The 22,154-nt window shown below is 66.7% G+C and carries 30 protein-coding genes; all 30 read left to right on the top strand.

What is annotated here, in order from left to right; translation table 11 throughout:
• Positions 1 to 85: 85 nt before the first annotated feature.
• The 30 genes from BJ971_RS35520 to BJ971_RS35375 all read left to right on the top strand — a co-directional run bounded on the left by BJ971_RS35520 (position 86) and on the right by BJ971_RS35375 (position 22,154).
• Entirely contained in the window at positions 86 to 3,976 is a 3,891-nt protein-coding gene (locus tag BJ971_RS35520; RefSeq protein ID WP_184997671.1) for a DNA-directed RNA polymerase subunit beta', read from the top strand.
• A gap of 113 nt (positions 3,977 to 4,089) precedes the next feature.
• Positions 4,090 to 4,404 (top strand): hypothetical protein, encoded by a 315-nt coding sequence (locus tag BJ971_RS35515; RefSeq protein WP_184999278.1) that lies wholly within the window; start codon positions 4,090 to 4,092, stop codon positions 4,402 to 4,404.
• 230 nt (positions 4,405 to 4,634) lie between these two features.
• Positions 4,635 to 5,081, top strand: a complete 447-nt coding sequence (locus BJ971_RS35510; RefSeq protein ID WP_307837419.1) for a hypothetical protein — start codon at positions 4,635 to 4,637, stop codon at positions 5,079 to 5,081.
• A 390-nt stretch (positions 5,082 to 5,471) separates the two neighbouring features.
• Positions 5,472 to 5,846: a 30S ribosomal protein S12 gene (gene rpsL / locus BJ971_RS35505; RefSeq protein WP_014440718.1), complete on the top strand. Its 375-nt coding sequence runs from the start codon at positions 5,472 to 5,474 to the stop codon at positions 5,844 to 5,846.
• A 1-nt stretch (position 5,847) separates the two neighbouring features.
• Positions 5,848 to 6,318 (top strand): 30S ribosomal protein S7, encoded by a 471-nt coding sequence (rpsG, locus tag BJ971_RS35500; protein WP_106130645.1) that lies wholly within the window; start codon positions 5,848 to 5,850, stop codon positions 6,316 to 6,318.
• 90 nt (positions 6,319 to 6,408) lie between these two features.
• Positions 6,409 to 8,505 carry an elongation factor G gene (gene fusA, locus BJ971_RS35495; RefSeq protein WP_184997670.1) on the top strand — a complete coding sequence of 699 codons (2,097 nt, stop codon included), beginning with the start codon at positions 6,409 to 6,411 and terminating at the stop codon, positions 8,503 to 8,505.
• Between the two features lie 119 nt (positions 8,506 to 8,624).
• Positions 8,625 to 9,818 (top strand): elongation factor Tu, encoded by a 1,194-nt coding sequence (tuf, locus tag BJ971_RS35490; protein ID WP_184997668.1) that lies wholly within the window; start codon positions 8,625 to 8,627, stop codon positions 9,816 to 9,818.
• Between the two features lie 353 nt (positions 9,819 to 10,171).
• On the top strand, positions 10,172 to 10,480 hold the full coding sequence (gene rpsJ / locus BJ971_RS35485; RefSeq protein ID WP_007073037.1) for a 30S ribosomal protein S10: 309 nt from the start codon (positions 10,172 to 10,174) through the stop codon (positions 10,478 to 10,480).
• A gap of 11 nt (positions 10,481 to 10,491) precedes the next feature.
• The gene (gene rplC, locus BJ971_RS35480) at positions 10,492 to 11,145 is read left to right on the top strand and encodes a 50S ribosomal protein L3 (protein ID WP_184997667.1); all 654 of its coding nucleotides are present in this window, start codon (positions 10,492 to 10,494) and stop codon (positions 11,143 to 11,145) included.
• Positions 11,142 to 11,792: a 50S ribosomal protein L4 gene (gene rplD / locus BJ971_RS35475; protein WP_184997665.1), complete on the top strand. Its 651-nt coding sequence runs from the start codon at positions 11,142 to 11,144 to the stop codon at positions 11,790 to 11,792. The genes rplC and rplD overlap by 4 nt, the downstream gene beginning before the upstream one ends.
• Complete coding sequence (gene rplW, locus BJ971_RS35470; protein ID WP_184997663.1) at positions 11,789 to 12,091, top strand: 50S ribosomal protein L23; 303 nt, start codon at positions 11,789 to 11,791, stop codon at positions 12,089 to 12,091. Before rplD ends, rplW begins: the two co-directional genes overlap by 4 nt.
• Before the next feature lie 13 nt (positions 12,092 to 12,104).
• Entirely contained in the window at positions 12,105 to 12,944 is an 840-nt protein-coding gene (gene rplB, locus BJ971_RS35465) for a 50S ribosomal protein L2 (protein WP_184997662.1), read from the top strand.
• Positions 12,945 to 12,957: 13 nt separating this feature from the next.
• The gene (gene rpsS, locus BJ971_RS35460; RefSeq protein ID WP_014440726.1) at positions 12,958 to 13,239 is read left to right on the top strand and encodes a 30S ribosomal protein S19; all 282 of its coding nucleotides are present in this window, start codon (positions 12,958 to 12,960) and stop codon (positions 13,237 to 13,239) included.
• A 37-nt stretch (positions 13,240 to 13,276) separates the two neighbouring features.
• A complete protein-coding gene (gene rplV / locus BJ971_RS35455) occupies positions 13,277 to 13,741 on the top strand; it encodes a 50S ribosomal protein L22 (RefSeq protein WP_184997660.1) in 465 nt (154 codons plus the stop codon).
• Positions 13,741 to 14,595 carry a 30S ribosomal protein S3 gene (gene rpsC, locus BJ971_RS35450; protein WP_184997659.1) on the top strand — a complete coding sequence of 285 codons (855 nt, stop codon included), beginning with the start codon at positions 13,741 to 13,743 and terminating at the stop codon, positions 14,593 to 14,595. Before rplV ends, rpsC begins: the two co-directional genes overlap by 1 nt.
• Before the next feature lie 3 nt (positions 14,596 to 14,598).
• Positions 14,599 to 15,024, top strand: a complete 426-nt coding sequence (gene rplP, locus BJ971_RS35445) for a 50S ribosomal protein L16 (RefSeq protein WP_015618999.1) — start codon at positions 14,599 to 14,601, stop codon at positions 15,022 to 15,024.
• Entirely contained in the window at positions 15,024 to 15,260 is a 237-nt protein-coding gene (gene rpmC, locus BJ971_RS35440; protein WP_184997658.1) for a 50S ribosomal protein L29, read from the top strand. Before rplP ends, rpmC begins: the two co-directional genes overlap by 1 nt.
• Entirely contained in the window at positions 15,257 to 15,532 is a 276-nt protein-coding gene (gene rpsQ / locus BJ971_RS35435) for a 30S ribosomal protein S17 (protein ID WP_184997657.1), read from the top strand. The genes rpmC and rpsQ overlap by 4 nt, the downstream gene beginning before the upstream one ends.
• A gap of 145 nt (positions 15,533 to 15,677) precedes the next feature.
• Positions 15,678 to 16,046 (top strand): 50S ribosomal protein L14, encoded by a 369-nt coding sequence (gene rplN / locus BJ971_RS35430; RefSeq protein ID WP_023358185.1) that lies wholly within the window; start codon positions 15,678 to 15,680, stop codon positions 16,044 to 16,046.
• On the top strand, positions 16,043 to 16,363 hold the full coding sequence (rplX, locus tag BJ971_RS35425) for a 50S ribosomal protein L24 (RefSeq protein WP_184999276.1): 321 nt from the start codon (positions 16,043 to 16,045) through the stop codon (positions 16,361 to 16,363). Before rplN ends, rplX begins: the two co-directional genes overlap by 4 nt.
• A complete protein-coding gene (gene rplE, locus BJ971_RS35420) occupies positions 16,363 to 16,932 on the top strand; it encodes a 50S ribosomal protein L5 (RefSeq protein WP_184997655.1) in 570 nt (189 codons plus the stop codon). Before rplX ends, rplE begins: the two co-directional genes overlap by 1 nt.
• 2 nt (positions 16,933 to 16,934) lie before the next feature.
• Positions 16,935 to 17,120 carry a type Z 30S ribosomal protein S14 gene (locus BJ971_RS35415; protein WP_014440734.1) on the top strand — a complete coding sequence of 62 codons (186 nt, stop codon included), beginning with the start codon at positions 16,935 to 16,937 and terminating at the stop codon, positions 17,118 to 17,120.
• A gap of 70 nt (positions 17,121 to 17,190) precedes the next feature.
• Positions 17,191 to 17,598 (top strand): 30S ribosomal protein S8, encoded by a 408-nt coding sequence (gene rpsH, locus BJ971_RS35410; protein WP_184997654.1) that lies wholly within the window; start codon positions 17,191 to 17,193, stop codon positions 17,596 to 17,598.
• 13 nt (positions 17,599 to 17,611) lie between these two features.
• The gene (gene rplF, locus BJ971_RS35405) at positions 17,612 to 18,154 is read left to right on the top strand and encodes a 50S ribosomal protein L6 (RefSeq protein WP_184997652.1); all 543 of its coding nucleotides are present in this window, start codon (positions 17,612 to 17,614) and stop codon (positions 18,152 to 18,154) included.
• Complete coding sequence (gene rplR, locus BJ971_RS35400) at positions 18,151 to 18,546, top strand: 50S ribosomal protein L18 (RefSeq protein WP_184997650.1); 396 nt, start codon at positions 18,151 to 18,153, stop codon at positions 18,544 to 18,546. The genes rplF and rplR overlap by 4 nt, the downstream gene beginning before the upstream one ends.
• 12 nt (positions 18,547 to 18,558) lie before the next feature.
• Positions 18,559 to 19,179 (top strand): 30S ribosomal protein S5, encoded by a 621-nt coding sequence (rpsE, locus tag BJ971_RS35395; RefSeq protein WP_184997648.1) that lies wholly within the window; start codon positions 18,559 to 18,561, stop codon positions 19,177 to 19,179.
• Positions 19,179 to 19,361, top strand: coding sequence for a 50S ribosomal protein L30 (gene rpmD / locus BJ971_RS35390; RefSeq protein ID WP_184997647.1), 183 nt, complete (start codon positions 19,179 to 19,181; stop codon positions 19,359 to 19,361). Before rpsE ends, rpmD begins: the two co-directional genes overlap by 1 nt.
• The gene (gene rplO, locus BJ971_RS35385) at positions 19,361 to 19,804 is read left to right on the top strand and encodes a 50S ribosomal protein L15 (RefSeq protein WP_184997646.1); all 444 of its coding nucleotides are present in this window, start codon (positions 19,361 to 19,363) and stop codon (positions 19,802 to 19,804) included. The genes rpmD and rplO overlap by 1 nt, the downstream gene beginning before the upstream one ends.
• A 275-nt stretch (positions 19,805 to 20,079) precedes the next feature.
• The gene (gene secY / locus BJ971_RS35380) at positions 20,080 to 21,426 is read left to right on the top strand and encodes a preprotein translocase subunit SecY (RefSeq protein ID WP_184997644.1); all 1,347 of its coding nucleotides are present in this window, start codon (positions 20,080 to 20,082) and stop codon (positions 21,424 to 21,426) included.
• Positions 21,427 to 21,500: 74 nt separating this feature from the next.
• The gene (locus BJ971_RS35375) at positions 21,501 to 22,154 is read left to right on the top strand and encodes an adenylate kinase (protein ID WP_184997642.1); all 654 of its coding nucleotides are present in this window, start codon (positions 21,501 to 21,503) and stop codon (positions 22,152 to 22,154) included.

Here is a 22,154-nt window from a genome sequence, read left to right as displayed (position 1 = left end):
AAGCGTCCCCGGTGGTTGAAACTGCCGGGGACGCCCCCGCCGGCCTGGAAAATATCCGAGCAACGAAACACGAGGGATAGACCAAGTGCTCGACGTCAACTTCTTCGACGAGTTGCGCATCGGCCTTGCTACCGCTGACGACATCCGCCAGTGGTCGCACGGTGAGGTCAAGAAGCCCGAGACGATCAACTACCGCACGCTCAAGCCCGAGAAGGACGGACTCTTCTGCGAGAAGATCTTCGGTCCGCAGCGGGACTGGGAGTGCTACTGCGGTAAGTACAAGCGGGTTCGGTTCAAGGGCATCATCTGTGAGCGCTGCGGCGTCGAGGTGACCCGGTCCAAGGTGCGTCGTGAGCGCATGGGCCACATCGAGCTGGCCGCGTCGGTCACGCACATCTGGTACTTCAAGGGTGTGCCGAGCCGGCTGGGCTACCTGCTCGACCTGGCGCCCAAGGATCTCGAGAAGATCATCTACTTCGCCTCGTACGTGATCACGAGCGTTGACGCCGAGGCGCGTCACCGCGACATGTCCACCATCGAGAACGAGATCTTCGCCGAGAAGCGGCAGTCCGAGAACAGCCGCGACTCCGAGATCGAGAAGCGGGCCGCCAAGCTCGAGCAGGATCTCGCCGAGCTCGAGGCCGAGGGTGCCAAGGCCGACGTGCGCCGCAAGGTCAAGGAGGCCGGCGAACGCGAGATGCGCCAGATCCGTGACAAGGCGCAGCGCGAGATCGACCGGCTCGACGAGGTGCTCGACACGTTCCGCAAGCTCGACAGCAAGCAGCTCGTCACCGACGAGCTGCTCTACCGCGAGCTGCGCGACCGCTTCGGCGAGTACTTCACCGGTGGCATGGGCGCCGAGGCGATCAAGGCCCTGCTGGAGAACATGGACCTCGACGCCGAGGCCGAGTCGCTGCGCGAGACCATTCGCAGCGGCAAGGGCCAGCGCAAGATCCGTGCGCTCAAGCGGCTCAAGGTCGTCGCCGCGTTCCTGAACACCCGCAACTCGCCGCTCGGCATGGTGCTGGACTGCGTCCCGGTCATCCCGCCGGACCTGCGCCCGATGGTGCAGCTCGACGGTGGCCGCTTCGCGACCAGCGACCTGAACGACCTGTACCGCCGGGTCATCAACCGCAACAACCGGCTCAAGCGACTGATCGACCTCGGTGCCCCCGAGATCATCGTCAACAACGAGAAGCGGATGCTGCAGGAGGCCGTCGACGCGCTGTTCGACAACGGCCGCCGCGGCCGGCCGGTCACCGGCCCGGGTAACCGTCCGCTGAAGTCGCTGTCCGACATGCTCAAGGGCAAGCAGGGCCGCTTCCGGCAGAACCTGCTCGGCAAGCGCGTCGACTACTCCGGCCGTTCCGTCATCGTCGTCGGCCCCCGGCTCAAGCTGCACCAGTGCGGCCTGCCGAAGCAGATGGCGCTGGAGCTGTTCAAGCCGTTCGTGATGAAGCGCCTGGTCGACCTGAACCACGCGCAGAACATCAAGTCGGCCAAGCGGATGGTCGAGCGTCAGCGCGCCGTCGTGTGGGACGTCCTCGAAGAGGTCATCAGCGAGCACCCCGTGCTGCTGAACCGCGCGCCGACCCTGCACCGCCTGGGCATCCAGGCCTTCGAGCCGCAGCTGGTCGAGGGCAAGGCGATCCAGATCCACCCGCTCGTCTGTACGGCGTTCAACGCCGACTTCGACGGTGACCAGATGGCGGTGCACGTGCCGCTGTCGGCCGAGGCGCAGGCCGAGGCCCGGATCCTGATGCTCTCGTCGAACAACATCCTCAAGCCGGCCGACGGCAAGCCCGTCACCATGCCCACCCAGGACATGGTCATCGGCCTCTACTACCTGACGCACCTCACCAAGGGTGCGAAGGGTGAGGGCCGGGTCTTCAGCTCGGACGCCGAGGCGCGGATGGCGTTCGACAACGGCGAGCTGCACCTGCAGGCGCAGGTGAAGATCAGGCTGCCCGAGGTGCTCGAGGTCGACAACGGCGCTGCCGAGCCGACCTGGGAGCGGCCCGAGGGCTGGGAGTCGGGCGACAAGCTGCTCGTCGAGACCACCCTGGGACGGGTGCTCTTCAACGAGACGCTGCCGCCGGGCTACCGCTACGTCAACTACGAGATCCGCAAGGGTCAGCTCTCCGCGATCGTCAACGACCTCGCCGAGCGCTTCCCCAAGGTCGCCCTGGCGGCGACCCTGGACGCGCTCAAGGAGGCCGGCTTCCACTGGGCCACCTGGTCCGGTGTGACGATCGGTATGGGCGACGTCATCGGCCCTCCGCGCAAGCCGGAGATCATCGCCCGCTACCAGGGCGAGGCCGACCGCATCGACAAGCAGTACCAGCGTGGCCTGATGACCGCCGAGGAACGTCGCGGCGAACTCATCGACATCTGGACCAACGCGACCAAGGACATCTCGAAGGAGATGGAGACGGCGCTGCCGCAGGAGAACCCGCTCTGGGTCATGATCAACTCCGGCGCTCGCGGTAACCTCCTCCAGCTCCGGCAGATCGCCGCGATCCGTGGTCTGGTGGCCAACCCCAAGGGCGAGATCATCCCGCGCCCGATCACCTCGTCGTACCGCGAGGGTCTGACCGTGCTGGAGTACTTCATCTCCACGCACGGTGCCCGTAAGGGCCTGGCGGACACCGCGCTGCGTACCGCCGACTCGGGTTACCTGACCCGGCGTCTGGTGGACGTCTCGCAGGACGTCATCATCCGTGAAGAGGACTGCGGCACCGACCGCGCGATCCCGATGACGGTGAGCGACCGCGAGCCCGACGGCACCCTCGTCGTGCACACGCACGCCGAGACCGGCGTGCACGCCCGCACCATCGCGGACGACATCGTCGGCCCCGACGGCAGCATCGCGGTGGCGCGTGGCGAGGACCTCAACTCGATCCTGGTCGACAAGCTTGTCGCCGCCGGGGTGGAGACGGTCCGGGTGCGCAGCGTCCTGACCTGCGAGTCGAAGCTCGGCGTGTGTGCGGCCTGCTACGGCCGCTCGCTGCCGACCGGCAAGTCGGTCGACATCGGCGAGGCCGTCGGCATCATCGCGGCCCAGTCCATCGGTGAGCCCGGCACGCAGCTGACGATGCGTACCTTCCACACCGGTGGTGTCGCGGGTGAGGACATCACCCAGGGTCTGCCGCGTGTGCAGGAGATCTTCGAGGCCCGCGTGCCCAAGGGCAAGGCGCCCATCGCCGACACCCCGGGACGCATCCGCATCGAGGACGGCGAGCGGTCGCGGAAGATCATCGTGATCCCGGACGACGGCAGCGAAGAGATCGTGTACGACAAGATCTCGAAGCGCGTCAAGCTCCGGGCGCTCGACGGCGACCACGTCGCGGTCGGCGAGAAGCTCACCGAGGGCACCATCGACCCGCACGAGCTTCTGCGGATCATGGGTCCGCGGGCGGTCCAGGTCCACCTGACCAGTGAGGTCCAGGAGGTCTACCGCTCGCAGGGTGTGCTCATCCACGACAAGCACATCGAGATCATCATCCGCCAGATGCTCAAGCGGGTGACGGTCATCGACTCCGGCGCGACCGAGTTCCTGCCGGGCGTGCTGGTCGACCGGGCGCTCTTCGAGTCGGAGAACCGCCGGCTCGTCGGCGAGGGTGGCGAGCCCGCCGCCGGTCGTCCGGTGCTGATGGGTATCACCAAGGCCTCGCTGGCGACCGACTCCTGGCTCTCGGCGGCCTCCTTCCAGGAGACCACCCGGGTGCTCACCGACGCTGCGATCAACTCGCGCAGCGACTCGCTGGTGGGCCTCAAGGAGAACGTCATCATCGGCAAGCTCATCCCGGCCGGTACTGGCATCAGCAAGTACCGCAACATCCGGGTCGAGCCGACCGAGGAGGCCAAGGCCAAGGTGTACTCGATGACCGGGTACCCCGAGACCGACTACGGCTTCGGGCCGGCCAGCGGGCAGGCTGTGCCGCTGGACGACTTCGACTTCGGGTCGTACCGCTAAGGGTTTCACGTTTCACCACCGGGGCGGCCGCGCATCACTGCGCGGCCGCCCTTCGGTGTTCCTAAGATGGATGGGTGACACTCCCCGCCACCGCCGTGCCCACCCGCCACCCGATGGATCCGGATCCGGCCCCATCGACCAAGGCGCGTGCCGTCTTCGCGCTCGGCCTGGTGGGGTTCCTGACCGGGGCGTTCGTCGGCGGAGTGATTCCCGCCACCATCGCATTGCTGCTGGCCCGCCAGGTCGAGCACCAGGCCTACTCGGCGGGCGGCTACCTGACCGGCATGGTCTGGGTGCGCCGCGGCCGGCGGCTGGCCTGGGCGGGGATCGTGCTGGCGCTCACCACGCTGGTGGTGGCGACGATCGCCGGTCTGCTGCACCTGGCCGGCGGGCCGGTCGGGCAGGACTTCGGCGCGAACACCGACTGAGGGCCCTCAGCGCGCCCTGGGGCTGCGCCGGACCACGTTCGGGTGACATGCTCGATGAGCCTTTTTCAATTGCCCGGGCGGCAGCCAACGGCCCGGTTGCCGCCGGCCCGGGGCCAGGGTTGAAAATTGCTCACTGATCCAGCGGGTTCGCGGTGAGAGGGACGTTTGTGACGCAGCAGCCAGGTTCGTGGTCGGCACCACCGGCGGCGCCGTACGGACAGCCGCCGGCGGTGCCGGCGCAGGCGCACGGCGTCATGCCGCCGAAGTCGAACGAACTGTGGACGCCGGAGCGGGTGGAAGCCGTGCCCGGCACCGGGTTCGGCCTGGTTCAGCTCAGAGTTACGCCGATCACGTCCGGCCTGGCGGTTGGCGCGCTGATGGCCGGCATCGCCTCGATCCTGGTATCCACCTTGGTGCTCTGCTTCGGCATCGCCGGCTCGTCGGAGGGCTGGGGCGGCTGGGTGGCGGGAGCGTTCGCCCTGCTGAGCGTCCTGTTCGGCGGCGGAGCCATCGCTGTGGGCCTGGTCTCACGGCGGCAGATCCGCCGCTCCGGTGCCGAGGGCCGGGTCCGCTTCACCGGCAACGGCGTCGCCGTCGCGGGGGTCTGGTGCGGGGGAGCCGGGCTGGGAATCGCGGTGCTGACGTTGTTGTTGGTAGTGGTATTGCAGTCATCGTGAGACCTCGTGGTGCCGGATCCGACACCGCGGCTCTGTCGTGCCGGGGCACCCGGTACACTTGTTAGTTGGAGATGTCCATCAGGGGAAGCAGGCTCGTTTTGACCTGTGTCCCCGAGGTGGGTACTCTTTCCCCTCGTGCCCGGGCTCGCCCGGGCAACTCGTGCGTGCGCCCGAGTCTGTGGTAATCGACGGGGCAGTGGCACGACAGGGTTACAGCCCTGACAAAGACAGAAACACTCGTTGCGTGTGTCAAGCGCGCGGCGGGACCGTGAGCCGGACGACACGCCCGACCGCGGGTGTCGGAGACCCAAACCGGGGTCTCACGACGCACATCGCAAACGAAGACATTGCGGCCGCTAAAAGGGCGGCCGAAGGGAGCGGAGAAACCCGGTGCCCACGATCCAGCAGCTGGTCCGAAAGGGCCGCCAGGCGAAGACGAGCAAGACCAAGACGCCGGCGCTGAAGGGAAGCCCCCAGCGGCGCGGCGTGTGCACGCGCGTGTACACCACCACCCCCAAGAAGCCGAACTCTGCGCTGCGCAAGGTCGCTCGTGTGAAGCTCAGCAGCCAGATCGAGGTGACGGCGTACATCCCGGGCGTCGGCCACAACCTGCAGGAGCACTCGATCGTGCTCGTGCGCGGCGGTCGTGTGAAGGACCTCCCGGGCGTCCGCTACAAGATCGTCCGCGGTTCGCTGGACACCCAGGGTGTCCGCAACCGCAAGCAGGCCCGCAGCCGTTACGGCGCGAAGAAGGAGAAGAGCTGACATGCCGCGTAAGGGCCCCGCTCCGCGCCACCCGGTGGTTCCGGACCCGGTTTACAACTCACCGCTGGTCACCCAGCTGGTGAACAAGATCCTGGTCGGGGGCAAGCGTCAGCTCGCCGAGCGCATCGTCTACGGCGCCCTCGAGGGCTGCCGGGAGAAGAGCGGCACCGACCCCGTGGTGACGCTCAAGCGCGCCATGGACAACGTCAAGCCGACCCTTGAGGTCCGCAGCCGCCGTGTCGGTGGCGCGACCTACCAGGTGCCGGTCGAGGTCCGCACGCCGCGGCAGACGACCCTCGGTCTGCGCTGGCTGGTCCAGTACTCCAAGGCCCGCCGCGAGAAGACCATGATCGAGCGCCTGCAGAACGAGCTGCTCGACGCCAGCAATGGCCTCGGTGCTGCCGTGAAGCGGCGCGAGGACACCCACAAGATGGCGGAGTCCAACAAGGCCTTCGCGCACTACCGCTGGTAAGACCCCGCTGCCGGCCCGGTTCCCGCCGGGCCAACGCAGTCAGTCGTACCGGTCCTGTAGAGACGACGACGAAGAAAAGTAGGGATTGAAGTGGCCGCCGCAGACGCGCTCGCCAAGGTACGCAACATCGGCATCATGGCGCACATCGACGCTGGTAAGACCACGACGACCGAGCGGATCCTGTTCTACACCGGTATCACGTACAAGATCGGTGAAGTCCACGAGGGCGCGGCCGTCATGGACTGGATGGAGCAGGAACAGGAACGCGGCATCACCATCACCTCCGCCGCCACGAAGTGCGAGTGGAACGGGTACACGATCCAGATCATCGACACGCCCGGCCACGTCGACTTCACGGTCGAGGTCGAGCGGTCGCTGCGTGTGCTCGACGGTGCCGTCGCGGTCTACGACGGCGTCGCCGGCGTGGAGCCCCAGACGGAGAACGTCTGGCGGCAGGCGGACAAGTACCACGTCCCCCGGATGTGCTTCGTCAACAAGCTCGACCGGACCGGCGCTGACTTCTTCCGCTGCGTGCAGATGATGATCGACCGGCTCAACGCCACGCCGCTCGTCCTCCAGATCCCGATCGGGCTCGAGGGTGACCACATCGGCGTCGTCGACCTGATCGGCATGCGGGCGCTCACCTGGCGTGGCGAGACCACCAAGGGTGAGGACTACGCGATCGAGGAGATCCCGGCAGATCTGCTGGACTCCGCGACCGAGTGGCGCGAGAAGCTCATCGAGACGCTCGCCGACGTGGACGACTTCGTCATGGAGAAGTACCTCGAGGGCGAAGAGGTCTCCCAGGACGAGATCAAGGCCGCCATCCGGCGCGCCACGATCGCCAGCAAGGCCAACCCGGTGCTGTGTGGCTCGGCGTTCAAGAACAAGGGCGTTCAGCCCATGCTCGACGCCGTCGTCGACTTCCTGCCGTCGCCGCTGGACGTCCCCGCGATCGACGGTACGGCCGTCGACGGTGAGACCCCGATCGTGCGCAAGCCGTCGAACGACGAGCCCTTCTCGGGCCTGGCGTTCAAGATTCAGACGGACAAGCACCTCGGCAAGCTCACCTACGTCCGGGTCTACTCCGGCACGCTCGATTCCGGCTCCCAGGTGGTCAACTCCACCAAGGACCGCAAGGAGCGGATCGGCAAGATCTACCAGATGCACGCGAACAAGCGTGAGGAGCGCCCGTCGGCGCAGGCCGGCGACATCATCGCCGTCCAGGGTCTCAAGCAGACCACCACCGGCGACACGCTCAGCGACCCGGCGAACCCGGTCATCCTGGAGTCGATGACCTTCCCGGAGCCGGTCATCCAGGTCGCCATCGAACCGAAGACCAAGTCGGACCAGGAGAAGCTGGGCGTCGCGATTCAGCGCCTCGCCGAGGAGGACCCGACCTTCCGCGTCTTCAACGACGAGGAGACCGGTCAGACGGTCATCGCCGGCATGGGCGAGCTGCACCTCGACATCCTCGTGGACCGCATGCGCCGCGAGTTCAACGTCGAGGCGAACATCGGTAAGCCGCAGGTGGCGTACCGTGAGACCATCCGCGGCACCGTGGAGAAGCTCACCTACGTGCACAAGAAGCAGACCGGTGGCTCGGGCCAGTACGCGAAGGTCGTCGTCACCGTCGAGCCCCTGCCGCTCGCGGCGGACGGCCCGACCTACGAGTTCGTCAACGCGGTGTCCGGCGGTCGCATCCCCAAGGAGTACATCCCCTCGGTGGACGCGGGCGCGCAGGACTCGCTGCAGTACGGCGTCCTCGCCGGCTACCCGCTTGTCGGCGTGAAGCTGACACTGGTGGACGGTCAGTTCCACGAGGTCGACTCGTCGGAAATGGCGTTCAAGATCGCCGGCTCGATCGTGATGAAGGAGGCGGCCCGCAAGGCCGACCCCGCACTCCTCGAGCCGATGATGTCCGTTGAGGTCACCACCCCTGAGGACAACATGGGTGACGTCATCGGTGACCTCAACTCCCGCCGCGGCATCATCCAGTCGATGGAGGAGCGTCACGGCGCTCGCGTCATCAAGGCACTGGTGCCGCTCTCGGAGATGTTCGGCTACGTCGGCGACCTGCGGTCGAAGACTCAGGGCCGGGCGAGCTACAGCATGCAGTTCGACTCCTACGCCGAGGTTCCTCAGAGCGTCGCGAAGGAGATCATCGCTAAGGCCACCGGCGCCTGACGCGTTGAGGCACGTGCGGTCCGTCGAGGACCGCACGTGCACGAGCAGTCGACAGAGTCCTGAGCGCCTTATCGGCGTGCCGGGCGAGAAGAAAAGACACAGTCCACAGGAGGACACCAGTGGCGAAGGCGAAGTTCGAGCGGACTAAGCCGCACGTCAACATCGGCACCATTGGTCACATCGACCACGGTAAGACGACGCTGACTGCGGCAATCACGAAGGTCCTGCACGACCAGTACCCGGACCTGAACCCCTACACGCCGTTCGACGAGATCGACAAGGCGCCGGAGGAGAAGGCCCGCGGCATCACGATCTCGATCGCGCACGTCGAGTACCAGACCGCGTCGCGGCACTACGCGCACGTGGACTGCCCCGGCCACGCCGACTACATCAAGAACATGATCACCGGTGCCGCCCAGATGGACGGCGCGATCCTGGTGGTCGCCGCGACCGACGGCCCGATGCCGCAGACCAAGGAGCACGTGCTCCTGGCCCGCCAGGTCGGCGTTCCGTACATCGTTGTCGCCCTGAACAAGAGCGACATGGTCGAGGACGAGGAGCTCCTGGAGCTCGTCGAGCTCGAGGTCCGCGAGCTGCTCAGCACCTACGAGTTCCCGGGCGACGACCTGCCGGTCGTGCGCGTCTCGGCACTCAAGGCGCTCGAGGGCGACGAGGAGTGGAGCGGCAAGCTCATGGAGCTGATGAACGCGGTCGACACCGCGATTCCGCAGCCCGAGCGTGAGACCGAGAAGCCGTTCCTCATGCCGATCGAGGACGTGTTCACGATCACCGGCCGCGGCACCGTTGTCACGGGTCGCGCCGAGCGCGGCATCCTCAAGCCGAACGAGGAGGTCGAGATCGTGGGTATCCGCGAGAAGTCGACCAAGACCGTTTGCACCGGCATCGAGATGTTCCGCAAGCTGCTCGACGAGGCCCGCGCGGGCGAGAACGTCGGTCTGCTGCTGCGTGGCATCAAGCGCGAGGACGTCGAGCGCGGCATGGTCGTCGTGAAGCCCGGCACCAGCACCCCGCACACGGAGTTCGAGGGCCAGGTCTACATCCTCTCGAAGGAAGAGGGCGGCCGGCACACCCCGTTCTTCCAGAACTACCGCCCGCAGTTCTACTTCCGCACCACGGACGTCACCGGCGTCGTCACGCTGCCCGAGGGCACCGAGATGGTCATGCCGGGCGACTCCACCAGCATGTCGGTCAAGCTGATCCAGCCGATCGCCATGGAGCAGGGCCTGAAGTTCGCGATCCGTGAGGGTGGCCGCACCGTCGGCGCCGGCACGGTCACGAAGATCAACGTCTGAGTAAGCACCCCGATTAGCAATGCCGCGATCGATGCGGCATACTAGTCAGGTTGCGTCCGCGCAGGGTGGTTGGCTGCTCTCGCTTTCGAGAGAGGGCGGTCAGCCACCCTCGCCGGGTGTCCGGCGTGGTTGTTCGTAGCCGCCGGCATCCCCGATCCCGACGGATCAAGGAAGACTCCCTGGAGAATTCCTTGCGGGCATGATCGCTCCAGATTCTTGGGGCGGAGCCTGGTTCACCAGCGCGACACGCCCGACCGCGGGGGTCGGACATCGCAGGACCAACGGTCCTGCGGGCATGCGAGGGCCACAGCTTTCGCACGTAGCGGCATCGAGAGAAGGAAACAGAAGCCACCATGGCGGGACAGAAGATCCGCATCCGGCTCAAGGCCTATGACCACGAGGTCGTCGACTCCTCGGCGCGCAAGATCGTCGAGACGGTTACGCGTACCGGTGCGCAGGTTGCTGGCCCGGTGCCGCTGCCCACGGAGATCAACCGTTTCTGCGTGATCCGTTCGCCGCACAAGTACAAGGACTCGCGCGAGCACTTCGAGATGCGCACGCACAAGCGTCTGATCGACATCATCGACCCGACTCCGAAGACGGTCGACTCGCTGATGCGCCTCGACCTTCCGGCTGGCGTCGACATCGAGATCAAGCTGTAGGGATCCGGACAATGGACAGGCAAGTGAAGGGCATCCTGGGCGCCAAGCTCGGCATGACCCAGGTCTGGGACAACAACAAGGTCGTCCCGGTAACCGTGGTGCAGGCCGGCCCGTGCGTCGTGACCCAGGTCCGCACCCCCGAGACTGACGGCTATACCGCGGTTCAGTTGGCGTACGGCGCCATCGACCCGCGGAAGGTCAACAAGCCGGAGGGCGGCCACTACGCGAAGGCGGGTGTGTCGCCGCGGCGCCACATCGTGGAGCTGCGCACCAGCGACGCCACCGAGTACGAGCTCGGCCAGGAGGTCACCGTTGAGGCGTTCGCGGTCGGTACGCCGATCGACGTCACCGGTAAGACCAAGGGCAAGGGCTACGCCGGTGTCATGAAGCGGCACGGTTTCCACGGCCTCAAGTCGAGCCACGGTGTGGAGCGTAAGCACCGTTCGCCCGGCTCCATCGGCGCCTGCGCGACGCCCGGCCGCGTCTTCCGGGGTACCCGGATGGCCGGTCGCATGGGCAACAAGCGCTTCACCGTGCAGAACCTCACGGTGCAGGCGGTCGACGTGGAGAACAACCTGCTGCTCGTCAAGGGTGCCGTTCCCGGCCCCAAGGGCGCGCTGATCCTCGTCCGTACGGCGGCGAAGAAGAAGGGTGGTGCCAAGTGAGCTCGGTTGACGTGATCAACACCGAGGGCACGAAGGCCGGCTCGGTCGAGCTGCCCGGCGACATCTTCGACGTGCAGGCGAACATCCCGCTGATGCACCAGGTCGTCGTGGCGCAGCTCGCTGCGGCCCGTCAGGGTACGCACAAGGCGAAGACCCGTGGCGAGGTCGCCGGCGGCGGCAAGAAGCCTTACAAGCAGAAGGGCACCGGTCGCGCCCGTCAGGGCTCGATCCGCGCGCCGCAGTTCACCGGCGGTGGCGTCGTGCACGGACCCGTGCCGCGCGACTACAGCCAGCGGACCCCGAAGAAGATGAAGGCCGCCGCCCTGCGTGGCGCCCTCTCTGACCGGGCACGCGACGGCCTGGTGCACGTGGTCGAGGGCTTCATCGCCGGCGAGAAGCCGTCGACGAAGGCCGCGATCGCCACGCTGCGCAAGGCGACCGAATCGAACAAGGTTCTGGTCGTCCTGAGCAGCCACGACGAGCTGAACTGGATCTCGCTGCGGAACGAGCCGACCGTCCACCTCATCGAGGCCGGCCAGCTCAACACGTACGACGTCCTGGTCGCCGACGAGGTCGTCTTCACCAAGGAAGCCCTCGACGAGTTCCTGGGCGTTCCGGCCGAAGCCGCCGAGGAGGGGGACAAGTGAGCACGATCGCCGACCCGCGCGACATCATCGTCGCGCCCGTGGTCTCCGAGAAGAGCTACAGCGTTCTCGACCAGAACTGGTACACGTTCCTGGTTCACCCGGACGCCAACAAGACTCAGATCAAGATCGCGATCCAGCAGATCTTCGACGTCCGCGTGCTGACGGTGAACACCGCGAACCGCGAGGGCAAGCGCAAGCGCACCAAGACCGGGTTCGGTCAGCGCAAGGCGACCAAGCGCGCGATGGTGAAGCTGGCTGACGGTGACCGTATCGAGGCCTTCGGCGGCCCGGTCAGCTAAGGGGTTGTAAATCATGGCTATCCGTAAGTACAAGCCGACCACGCCGGGCCGTCGTGGCTCCAGCGTCGCCGACTTCGCCGAGATCACCCGGTCGACGCCGGAGAAGTCTCTGCTGGCCCCGCTGCCCAAGAAGGGTGGCCGCAACGTCCACGGTCGCATCACCACGCGGCACCAGGGCGGCGGTCACAAGCGGCAGTACCGGCTGATCGACTTCAAGCGCAACGACAAGGACGGCGTGCCGGCCAAGGTCGCTCACATCGAGTACGACCCCAACCGCACGTCCCGCATCGCACTGCTGCACTACGCCGACGGCGAGAAGCGCTACATCCTCGCGCCGAAGGACCTCAAGCAGGGCGACCGGGTCGAGTCGGGTGTCGGCGCGGACATCAAGCCGGGCAACAACCTGCCCCTGCGCAACATCCCGGTCGGTACGACGGTCCACGGTGTGGAGCTTCGTCCCGGCGGTGGCGCCAAGCTGGCCCGTTCGGCCGGCGTTGGCATCCAGCTGCTCGGCCGTGAGGGTGTGTACGCCACGCTGCGTATGCCCTCCGGTGAGATTCGCCGCGTCGACATCCGCTGCCGCGCGACGGTCGGCGAGATCGGCAACGCCGAGCAGTCGAACATCAACTGGGGCAAGGCCGGCCGCATGCGATGGAAGGGCAAGCGCCCGACCGTCCGTGGTGTCGCCATGAACCCGGTCGACCACCCGCACGGTGGTGGTGAGGGTAAGACCTCAGGTGGTCGCCACCCGGTCAACCCCGCCGGTAAGCCGGAGGGCCGTACCCGCCGCAAGGGCCAGGAGAGCGACCGCATGATCGTTCGCCGCCGCTACGCCACCCGCAAGCGCGGGTAACGGGAGTTAAAAGATGCCTCGCAGCCTGAAGAAGGGCCCGTTCGTCGACGACCACCTCATCAAGAAGGTGGAAGTCCAGAACGAGAAGAACTCGAAGAACGTCATCAAGACCTGGTCGCGACGCTCGACGATCATTCCCGACATGCTCGGGCACACGATCGCCGTGCACGACGGGCGCAAGCACGTCCCGGTGTTCATCACCGAGGCCATGGTCGGGCACAAGCTCGGCGAGTTCGCTCTGACCCGCACGTTCAAGGGTCACGAGAAGGACGACCGCAAGAGCCGTCGTCGCTAAGCAGTCCACGGATTAAGAAACAAGAGGGGTTACAGCGATGCCAGTCAAGGGCGACGCTCCGGCGCTTCCGGGCGCACGGGCGGTTGCGCGCCACGTGCGCATCTCGCCGAACAAGGCGCGCCGTGTGATCAACCTCGTCCGCGGTCTGCCCGCGAAGGAGGCTCTCACGGTTCTGCAGTTCGCACCGCAGGCCGCGAGTGAGCAGGTCTACAAGGTGCTCGCGAGCGCGATTGCGAACGCGGAGAACAACGAGCGGCTCGACCCGGACGCTCTCCTCGTCAGCGAGGCGTTCGTCGACGAGGGTCCGACGCTGAAGCGGTTCCGGCCGCGTGCGCAGGGCCGGGCGTACCGGATCCGCAAGCGCACCTGCCACATCACCGTGGCAGTGGAGGCGGTCCAGGTGGCCACTCCGGCCCGCAAGGCCGCCGCGAAGAAGGCCGCGCCTGCGAAGAAGGCGGCGCCCGCCGCCGAATCCCAGCAGAGCACGGAGGGTGCCGAGTAATGGGTCAGAAAGTTCACCCCACCGGGTTCCGTCTCGGCATCTCCACCGACTGGCGGAGCCGCTGGTTCGCGGACAAGCTCTACAAGGACTACATCGGCGAGGACGTCAAGATCCGCCGCATGATGTCCAAGGGCCTCGAGCGCGCCGGCATCTCCAAGGTCGACATCGAGCGCACCCGTGACCGGGTCCGCGTGGACATCCACACCGCCCGGCCGGGCATCGTCATCGGCCGTAAGGGTGCGGAGGCCGACCGGATCCGCGGCGAGCTCGAGAAGCTCACCGGCAAGCAGGTGCAGCTCAACATCCTCGAGGTGAAGAGCCCGGAGTCGGACGCACAGCTCGTGGCGCAGGGCGTCGCCGAGCAGCTGTCCAGCCGGGTCAGCTTCCGCCGGGCGATGCGCAAGGCGATGCAGTCCGCGATGAAGAACCCGGTCTGCAAGGGCATCCGCGTGCAGGTCTCCGGCCGCCTCGGCGGCGCGGAGATGAGCCGCACGGAGTTCTACCGTGAGGGTCGCGTTCCGCTGCACACGCTGCGCGCCAACATCGAGTACGGCTTCTTCGAGGCCCGTACGACCTTCGGCCGCATCGGTGTGAAGGTCTGGATCTACAAGGGCGACGCCGTGCCGGGTCGCGAGGTCGCCCCCGAGGCGCCCGCGCGTCCGCGCCGTGACCGTGCCGACCGCCCCGAGCGTCCGCGCCGTGGCCGTTCCGGTTCGTCCGGTACGACCGCGGGTGGCACCGAGGCCGGCCGTGCCGCCCAGGCCGCGGCTGTGACCCCCGCCTCGGCGGAGGCCGCGCCCACGACCGACACCGCCGTTGCTCCGGCCGCGGCCGAAACGCAGCAGGAGGGCTGACACATGCTGATGCCGCGTAAGCCCCCGAAGGGCTTCCGCAAGCCGCACCACCCGGACCGCCACGGCGCGTCCAAGGGCGGCAACCGGGTGGTCTTCGGTGAGTTCGGTATCCAGGCCCTGGAGCCGGCGTATGTGACCAACCGGCAGATCGAGTCGGCCCGTATCGCCATGACGCGCCACATCAAGCGTGGCGGTAAGGTCTGGATCTCGATCTTCCCGGACCAGGCGCTGACCAAGAAGCCCGCCGAGACCCGCATGGGTTCCGGCAAGGGCTCGCCGGAGTGGTGGGTGGCGAACGTCAAGCCGGGACGCATTCTCTTCGAGATGTCCTTCCCGAACGAGACGATCGCGCGCGAAGCGATGCGTCGCGCGATCCACAAGCTCCCGATGAAGTGCCGCATCGTGACGCGCGAAGTGGGTGAAAGCTGATGGCAGCGGGCGTTAAGGCCTCCGAGCTGCGTGAACTCCCGGAAGAGGAGCTCGTCACGCGACTCAAGGAGTCCAAGGCGGAGCTGTTCAATCTCCGCGTCCAGGGTGCGACCGGTCAGCTCGACAACCACCGTCGTCTGCAGGTCGTCCGCAAGGACATCGCGAAGATCTACACGATCATGCGTGAGCGTGAGCTGGGGCTCTCGGCCGCGCCGACTGAGGTGACTACAGCATGAGCGAGAACGCAGCTGCTGAGCCGCGGAGCCAGCGCAAGGTGCGCGAGGGCCTCGTGGTCAGCGACAAGATGGACAAGACCGTCATCGTCGAGGTCGAGGACCGCGTCAAGCATGCGCTGTACGGCAAGGTTCTGCGGCGCACCCGCAAGCTTCAGGTGCACGACGAGCAGAACGCCTGCGGCGTTGGCGACCGGGTCTCGCTGATGGAGACCCGCCCGCTGTCCGCCACCAAGCGGTGGCGGGTCGTGGAGATCCTCGAAAAGGCCAAGTGAGTTTGCTGGGCCGGCCGGGTTACCCGGCCGGCCCGGCGGCCCGTCCAACCGCCCCGCCGCAGCCCTGGAAACGGACTAACGGCGGAGCAGAGTTCCGCCAAGCTTCGGCTCGTTGCCGGAGAACTGGCAGACATAGGAGACAGACGTGATCCAGCAGGAGTCGCGACTGCGCGTCGCCGACAACACGGGTGCCCGGGAGATTCTGTGCATCCGCGTTCTGGGCGGCTCCGGTCGCCGTTACGCGAGCATCGGTGACGTCATCGTGGCGACGGTCAAGGACGCCATTCCGGGTGCCGGTGTGAAGAAGGGTGACGTCGTCAAGGCGGTCATCGTTCGCACCGCCAAGGAGCGCCGCCGTCCCGACGGCTCGTACATCCGCTTCGACGAGAACGCCGCCGTCATCATCAAGGACGGTGGCGACCCCCGCGGTACGCGCATCTTCGGCCCGGTCGGCCGCGAGCTGCGCGACAAGCGGTTCATGAAGATCATCAGCCTGGCGCCGGAGGTGCTCTGACCGTGAAGATCAAGAAGGGCGACACGGTCGTCGTCATCGCCGGCAAGGACAAGGGCGCCAAGGGTAAGGTCATCGCGGCCTTCCCGCGGCAGGACAAGGTCCTGGTCGAGGGCGTCAACCGCATCAAGAAGCACGAACGCATCCGCACGACCCAGCGCGGTTCCAAGACCGGCGGCATCGTCACGCAGGAAGCCCCGGTTCACATCTCGAACGTGCAGATCGTGGACTCCGAGGGCAACCCGACCCGCGTCGGGTACCGCACCGACGAAGGCGGCCAGAAGGTTCGCATCGCGCGTAGCACCGGTAAGGACCTGTGATGACTGCCGCTACTGAGACCAAGACGCTGCCCCGCCTGAAGCAGAAGTACCGTGGCGAGGTCATCGCCGCCCTTCAGGAGCAGTACAAGTACGGCAACCCCATGCAGATCCCGGGCCTGGTGAAGGTCGTCGTGAACATGGGTGTCGGCGAGGCTGCCCGCGACGCCAAGCTGATCGACGGCGCCGTGCGGGACCTGACCACCATCACCGGTCAGAAGCCGCTGGTGCGGCGTGCGACCAAGTCGATCGCGCAGTTCAAGCTGCGCGAGGGCATGCCGATCGGCGCGAAGGTCACCCTTCGCAACGACCGGATGTGGGAGTTCCTGGACCGGCTGCTGTCGATCGCGCTGCCGCGTATCCGTGACTTCCGCGGTCTGGACGGGCGCAAGCTCGACGGCCACGGCAACTACACGTTCGGTCTGACCGAGCAGTCGGTGTTCCACGAGATCGACCAGGACCGGATCGATCGGACCCGGGGCATGGACATCACGGTGGTCACCACCGCCACGACCGACGAGGAAGGCCGGCAGCTGCTCAAGCTCCTGGGCTTCCCGTTCAAGGAGAACTGAGCATGGCTAAGAAGGCGCTGATCATCAAGGCGGCCGCGAAGCCGAAGTTCGCCGTGCGTGCGTACACCCGCTGCCAGAAATGCGGACGTCCGCACTCGGTCTACCGCAAGTTCGGTCTGTGCCGGGTGTGTGTCCGGGACATGGCCCACCGCGGTGAGCTGCCCGGCGTGTCGAAGGCTTCCTGGTAACCAAGCAATACCGCTTCGCCGTAGGCCCGGAATGCCTGGGAACCCCGGCGAGAAAGGTTGACGAATACCCATGACGATGACGGACCCGATCGCAGACATGCTCACGCGTCTGCGTAACGCCAACCAGGCGTACCACGACAAGGTGACCATGCCCTTCTCGAAGATCAAGGCGAACATCGCCGAGGTCCTCAAGGCAGAGGGCTACATCGCGTCCTGGACGGCTGAGGACCCGGCTGAAGGCGAAGTCGGCAAGCGGCTGGTCGTAGAGCTCAAGTACGGCCAGAACCGCGAGCGCAGCCTCGCCGGCATCAAGCGCGTGTCCAAGCCCGGTCTCCGGGTGTACGCCAAGTCCGACGAGCTCCCGCGGGTGCTCGGTGGCCTGGGTGTCGCGATCGTTTCGACGTCCCAGGGGCTGCTGACCGACCGGCAGGCCCGCAAGCGGAGCGTTGGCGGGGAAATCCTCGCCTTCGTTTGGTAACGGAGACTCTGACATGTCGCGAATCGGACGTAAGTCGATCCCGGTACCGGCCGGCGTCGACGTCACCATCACGGGCCAGACCATCAAGGTCAAGGGCCCCAAGGGCGAACTGCAGCACATCGTTGCCGAGCCGATCAAGGTCGAGAAGGCCGAGAACGGTGAGCTGTCGGTGAACCGCCCCAACGACGAGCGCCGCGCCAAGGAGCTGCACGGTCTCTCTCGTACCCTGGTCGCCAACATGATCATCGGCGTCACCGAGGGCTACAAGAAGACCCTGGAGATCAACGGCACGGGTTACCGCGTGACCGCGAAGGGCAAGGACCTCGAGTTCGCGCTCGGCTTCTCGCACCCGGTCAACGTGGTCGCTCCGAACGGCATCAGCTTCTCCGTCGAGAAGCCGACCCAGTTCACCGTGGCCGGCATCGACAAGCAGCTCGTCGGCGAGGTTGCCGCGAACATCCGGAAGATCCGCCCGCCGGAGCCGTACAAGGGCAAGGGCGTCAAGTACCAGGGCGAGGTCATCCGCCGCAAGGCTGGAAAGGCAGGTAAGAAGTGACCGCCACGCTGCTCAAGCGCCGCAATGGCGGCGGTGCCGCGTACAAGCGCGCTGTCGGAAAGGCGCGCCGGCACTTCCGGGTCCGCAAGAACGTCCGCGGCACCGCCGAGCGTCCCCGTCTGGTCGTCACCCGGTCCACGCGGAACATCACCGCGCAGATCGTCGACGACCTCAAGGGCCACACGCTCGCGTCGGCATCCACCCTCGATGCGACCCTGCGGGGCGGCGAGGGTGACAAGAGCTCGCAGGCCGCCAAGGTCGGGGCTCTACTCGCCGAGCGGGCCAAGGCCGCGGGCGTTTCCAAGGTCGTCTTCGACCGCGGTGGCAACCGGTACGCGGGGCGGATCGCCGCGCTTGCCGACGCTGCCCGCGAAGCCGGACTCGAGTTCTAGGAGGGAAGACCAATGCCTGGTCAGCAGCGCCGAGGCGGCGGGTCCGGCGGTAACAACGAAGGTGGCCGCCGCGACAACCGCCGTGAGGGCGGTCGCGGTAACGCGCCCGTCGAGAAGACCCCGCATCTTGAGCGGGTCGTAGCGATCAACCGCGTCGCCAAGGTCGTCAAGGGTGGTCGTCGCTTCAGCTTCACCGCCCTGGTGATCGTCGGCGACGGTGACGGCACCGTCGGCATCGGCTACGGAAAGGCCAAGGAGGTGCCCGCGGCGATCGCCAAGGGCGTCGAGGAGGCCAAGAAGCACTTCTTCAAGGTGCCGCGCATCGCCGCGACGATCCCCCACCCGATCACGGGTGAGGCCGCCGCGGGTGTCGTGCTCCTGAAGCCGGCGTCCGCCGGTACCGGCGTCATCGCCGGTGGCCCGGTGCGTGCCGTGCTGGAGTGCGCCGGCATCCACGACGTGCTCAGCAAGAGCCTCGGCTCGTCGAACCCGATCAACATCGTGCACGCGACGGTGGCGGCCCTGAAGGGCCTGGAGTCCCCGGAGGCCGTTGCGGCCCGCCGTGGCCTCCCGGTCGAGGACGTCGCTCCGGCGGCCATGCTGGCGGCGCGTGCGGAAGCGGCGGTGCGGTGATGGCACGCCTGAAGGTCACCCAGCTCCGCTCCGCGATCGGCCGTAAGCAGAACCAGCGGGACTCCCTGCGGTCGCTCGGGCTGAAGCGGATCAACGATGTGGTGGTCAAGGAGGACCGCCCCGAGATTCGGGGCATGATCTTCGCCGTGAACCACCTCGTCAGTGTCGAGGAGGTCGAGTAATGGCGATCAAGGTTCACCACCTGCGCCCGGCGCCCGGTGCCAAGACCGCGAAGACCCGTGTGGGTCGCGGTGAGGGCTCCAAGGGCAAGACCGCCGGTCGCGGCACCAAGGGCACGAAGGCGCGTTACCAGGTTCCGGCCCGGTTCGAGGGTGGGCAGATGCCCATCCACATGCGCCTGCCCAAGATGAAGGGCTTCAAGAACAAGAACAAGGTCGTGTTCCAGGTCGTGAACCTGGACCGGCTCGCGGAGCTGTTCCCCAACGGCGGCGAGATCGGCCCGCTGGAGCTCGCCGAGGCCGGCGCGGTCCGTCCGGGCCAGCCGGTCAAGGTTCTGGGCTCCGGCGAGCTGGGCGGCGTGACCCTGCGGGTCACGGCGCACGCGTTCAGCGAGTCCGCCAAGGAGAAGATCGCAGCTGCTGGTGGTTCCGCCACCGAGCTGTGAGGCTTTCCGGGGATGCTCGCCCGGGCATCGCGAGATGCTCGGGCAGCATCCCCGTTGTGGCGTCTGAACTGGCGTTTTGCCAGTTCGGACGTCGCTGTTTCAGCGGTCACCGGATGGATCTTCGCCCCGGGGCGGAATTGATGCGGCGACCGTGCCTCACAACAGGCACGTCAGACTGTTAAAGTCCGTTCCCAGCTAGGGATATCGGTCGTCCGGACCGATGCCTCCCCCCATCCGCCGATTTACACGCGGCCACCTCGCGCAGGAGGAAGAAGTTGCTCTCCGCCTTTTCCAGTGCGTTCCGGACGCCTGACCTGCGCAAGAAGTTGCTGTTCACAGTAGCGATCATCGCGGTCTACCGGCTCGGCGCCACTTTGCCCAGCCCAGGCGTGTCCTACACCAACGTTCAGAACTGTCTGGACGTGGTGAACAGCACCAACGCCGGCGGCGGGGTGCTGAACCTCCTCAACCTCTTCTCCGGCGGCGCGCTCCTGCAGCTGTCGGTCTTCGCGCTCGGGATCATGCCGTACATCACGGCGTCGATCATCCTGCAGCTGCTCACCGTGGTGATTCCGCGGCTCGAGCAGCTCCGCAAGGAGGGCCAGTCCGGCCAGGCGAAGATCACGCAGTACACCCGCTACCTGACCCTGGGCCTCGCGATCCTGCAGTCCTCGGCGTTCGTGGCCCTGGCCCGCTCCGGCCAGCTCTTCGCCAACGCCTGCCCGCAGGACCAGGAGAAGTTCCAGATCGTCCCGGAGAACACCGGCATCCCGATGTGGCTGACCCTGGTCATGCTGGTGGTCACCATGACGGCCGGTACTGGCGTCGTCATGTGGCTCGGTGAGCTCATCACCGACCGCGGCGTCGGCAACGGCATGTCGGTCCTCATCTTCACCTCGATCTCCGCCCGCCTTCCCGGCGAGGGCTGGACGATCAAGGAGACCAGCGGTACCGCGAAGTTCCTGCTGGTCATCGCGCTCGTGCTGGTCGTCATCTGCGCGGTTGTCTTCATCGAGCAGGCCCAGCGCCGCATCCCGGTGCAGTACGCGAAGCGCATGATCGGCCGGCGCATGTACGGCGGTACCTCGACGTACATCCCGCTCAAGGTCAACCAGGCCGGCGTCGTGCCGGTGATCTTCGCGTCCTCGCTGCTCTACCTGCCGCAGCTGTACCTGCAGTTCTTCGACCAGAACAACCTCAAGGGCTACCAGCAGTGGATCCAGAACAACCTGGCCAACCCCAGTAACTGGATCTACATCACCACGTACTTCCTGCTGATCATCTTCTTCACGTACTTCTACGTCTCGATCACGTTCAACCCGACCGAGGTCGCGGAGAACATGAAGAAGTACGGTGGATTCGTCCCGGGCATCCGTCCCGGCAAGCCGACCGCCGACTACCTGGACTTCATCCTCAGCAGGATCACCCTCCCGGGCGCGCTCTACCTCGGTCTGATCTCGGTTCTGCCGAACTTCTTCTTCATCTGGCTGAACAATGCCCAGTACCAGAACTTCCCGTTCGGTGGTACGGCGGTGCTGATCATGGTGGGTGTCGGCCTGGAGACGGTCAAGCAGATCGAGAGCCAGCTGATGCAGCGCAACTACGAAGGGTTCCTCCGGTAGTGGGGGCGCGGAGCCGGGGGGCTCTTGCGTCTGTGGTTTGCGAGGCTCGTTCTCACCGAAGCGAGGCGATGTAGGTGCGGCTGGTACTGGTGGGCCCTCCGGGGGCCGGTAAAGGGACCCAGGCTGAGTTCATCGCTGCCCATCTCGCCGTACCGAAGATCTCCACCGGTGACATCTTCCGGGCCAACGTGTCGCAGGGGACGCCCCTCGGCGTCGAGGCGAAGCGGTACATGGACGCGGGCAACCTCGTCCCGGACGAAGTCACCATCAACATGGTCCGCGACCGGCTCGCCGAGCCCGACGCCGGCGACGGCTTCCTGCTTGACGGTTTCCCGAGAACCGTCCCGCAGGCGTCGGCGCTCGACAAGCTGCTCGCGGACCTGGGCACCGCACTCGACTTGGTGATGGAGCTCGTGGTCGACGACGACGAAGTGATCCGGCGGCTCTCGGGCCGCCGGACCTGTCGCGGCTGCGGCAAGATCTGGCACGTCGAGTTCGACCCGACCAGCAAGGAGAACATCTGCGACAGGTGTGGCTCCGAGCTGTTCCAGCGCGACGACGACAAGGCGGAGACCATCGCCAACCGCCTCGTCGAGTACGCGGACAAGACCGCTCCGCTCGTGGACTTCTACGGGGCGCAGGGCAAGCTCGTCGGCATCGACGCGACGGGGCCGGTCGAGGACGTCACGGTGCGCGCCATCGACGCCCTGCGGTCGTACGGGGGCTGA

Source organism: Amorphoplanes digitatis (genome assembly GCF_014205335.1).
Classification (GTDB): Bacteria; Actinomycetota; Actinomycetes; order Mycobacteriales; family Micromonosporaceae; genus Actinoplanes; species Actinoplanes digitatus.
The sequence above is the reverse complement of the archived record's forward strand: the minus strand, read 5'-3'. Positions and strand labels throughout refer to the sequence as shown.

What these genes read in the sequence shown, in the direction of transcription:
- BJ971_RS35515 (WP_184999278.1), top strand. Translation starts at nt 4,090, where the DNA reads ATGGATCCGGATCCGGCCCCATCGACCAAGGCGCGTGCCGTCTTCGCG.
- rpsG (WP_106130645.1), top strand. Translation starts at nt 5,848, where the DNA reads ATGCCGCGTAAGGGCCCCGCTCCGCGCCACCCGGTGGTTCCGGACCCG.
- rpsJ (WP_007073037.1), top strand. Translation starts at nt 10,172, where the DNA reads ATGGCGGGACAGAAGATCCGCATCCGGCTCAAGGCCTATGACCACGAG.
- rplC (WP_184997667.1), top strand. Translation starts at nt 10,492, where the DNA reads ATGGACAGGCAAGTGAAGGGCATCCTGGGCGCCAAGCTCGGCATGACC.
- rplB (WP_184997662.1), top strand. Translation starts at nt 12,105, where the DNA reads ATGGCTATCCGTAAGTACAAGCCGACCACGCCGGGCCGTCGTGGCTCC.
- rpsS (WP_014440726.1), top strand. Translation starts at nt 12,958, where the DNA reads ATGCCTCGCAGCCTGAAGAAGGGCCCGTTCGTCGACGACCACCTCATC.
- rplV (WP_184997660.1), top strand. Translation starts at nt 13,277, where the DNA reads ATGCCAGTCAAGGGCGACGCTCCGGCGCTTCCGGGCGCACGGGCGGTT.
- rpsC (WP_184997659.1), top strand. Translation starts at nt 13,741, where the DNA reads ATGGGTCAGAAAGTTCACCCCACCGGGTTCCGTCTCGGCATCTCCACC.
- rplP (WP_015618999.1), top strand. Translation starts at nt 14,599, where the DNA reads ATGCTGATGCCGCGTAAGCCCCCGAAGGGCTTCCGCAAGCCGCACCAC.
- rpmC (WP_184997658.1), top strand. Translation starts at nt 15,024, where the DNA reads ATGGCAGCGGGCGTTAAGGCCTCCGAGCTGCGTGAACTCCCGGAAGAG.
- rpsQ (WP_184997657.1), top strand. Translation starts at nt 15,257, where the DNA reads ATGAGCGAGAACGCAGCTGCTGAGCCGCGGAGCCAGCGCAAGGTGCGC.
- rplE (WP_184997655.1), top strand. Translation starts at nt 16,363, where the DNA reads ATGACTGCCGCTACTGAGACCAAGACGCTGCCCCGCCTGAAGCAGAAG.
- BJ971_RS35415 (WP_014440734.1), top strand. Translation starts at nt 16,935, where the DNA reads ATGGCTAAGAAGGCGCTGATCATCAAGGCGGCCGCGAAGCCGAAGTTC.
- rpsH (WP_184997654.1), top strand. Translation starts at nt 17,191, where the DNA reads ATGACGATGACGGACCCGATCGCAGACATGCTCACGCGTCTGCGTAAC.
- rplF (WP_184997652.1), top strand. Translation starts at nt 17,612, where the DNA reads ATGTCGCGAATCGGACGTAAGTCGATCCCGGTACCGGCCGGCGTCGAC.
- rpsE (WP_184997648.1), top strand. Translation starts at nt 18,559, where the DNA reads ATGCCTGGTCAGCAGCGCCGAGGCGGCGGGTCCGGCGGTAACAACGAA.
- rpmD (WP_184997647.1), top strand. Translation starts at nt 19,179, where the DNA reads ATGGCACGCCTGAAGGTCACCCAGCTCCGCTCCGCGATCGGCCGTAAG.
- rplO (WP_184997646.1), top strand. Translation starts at nt 19,361, where the DNA reads ATGGCGATCAAGGTTCACCACCTGCGCCCGGCGCCCGGTGCCAAGACC.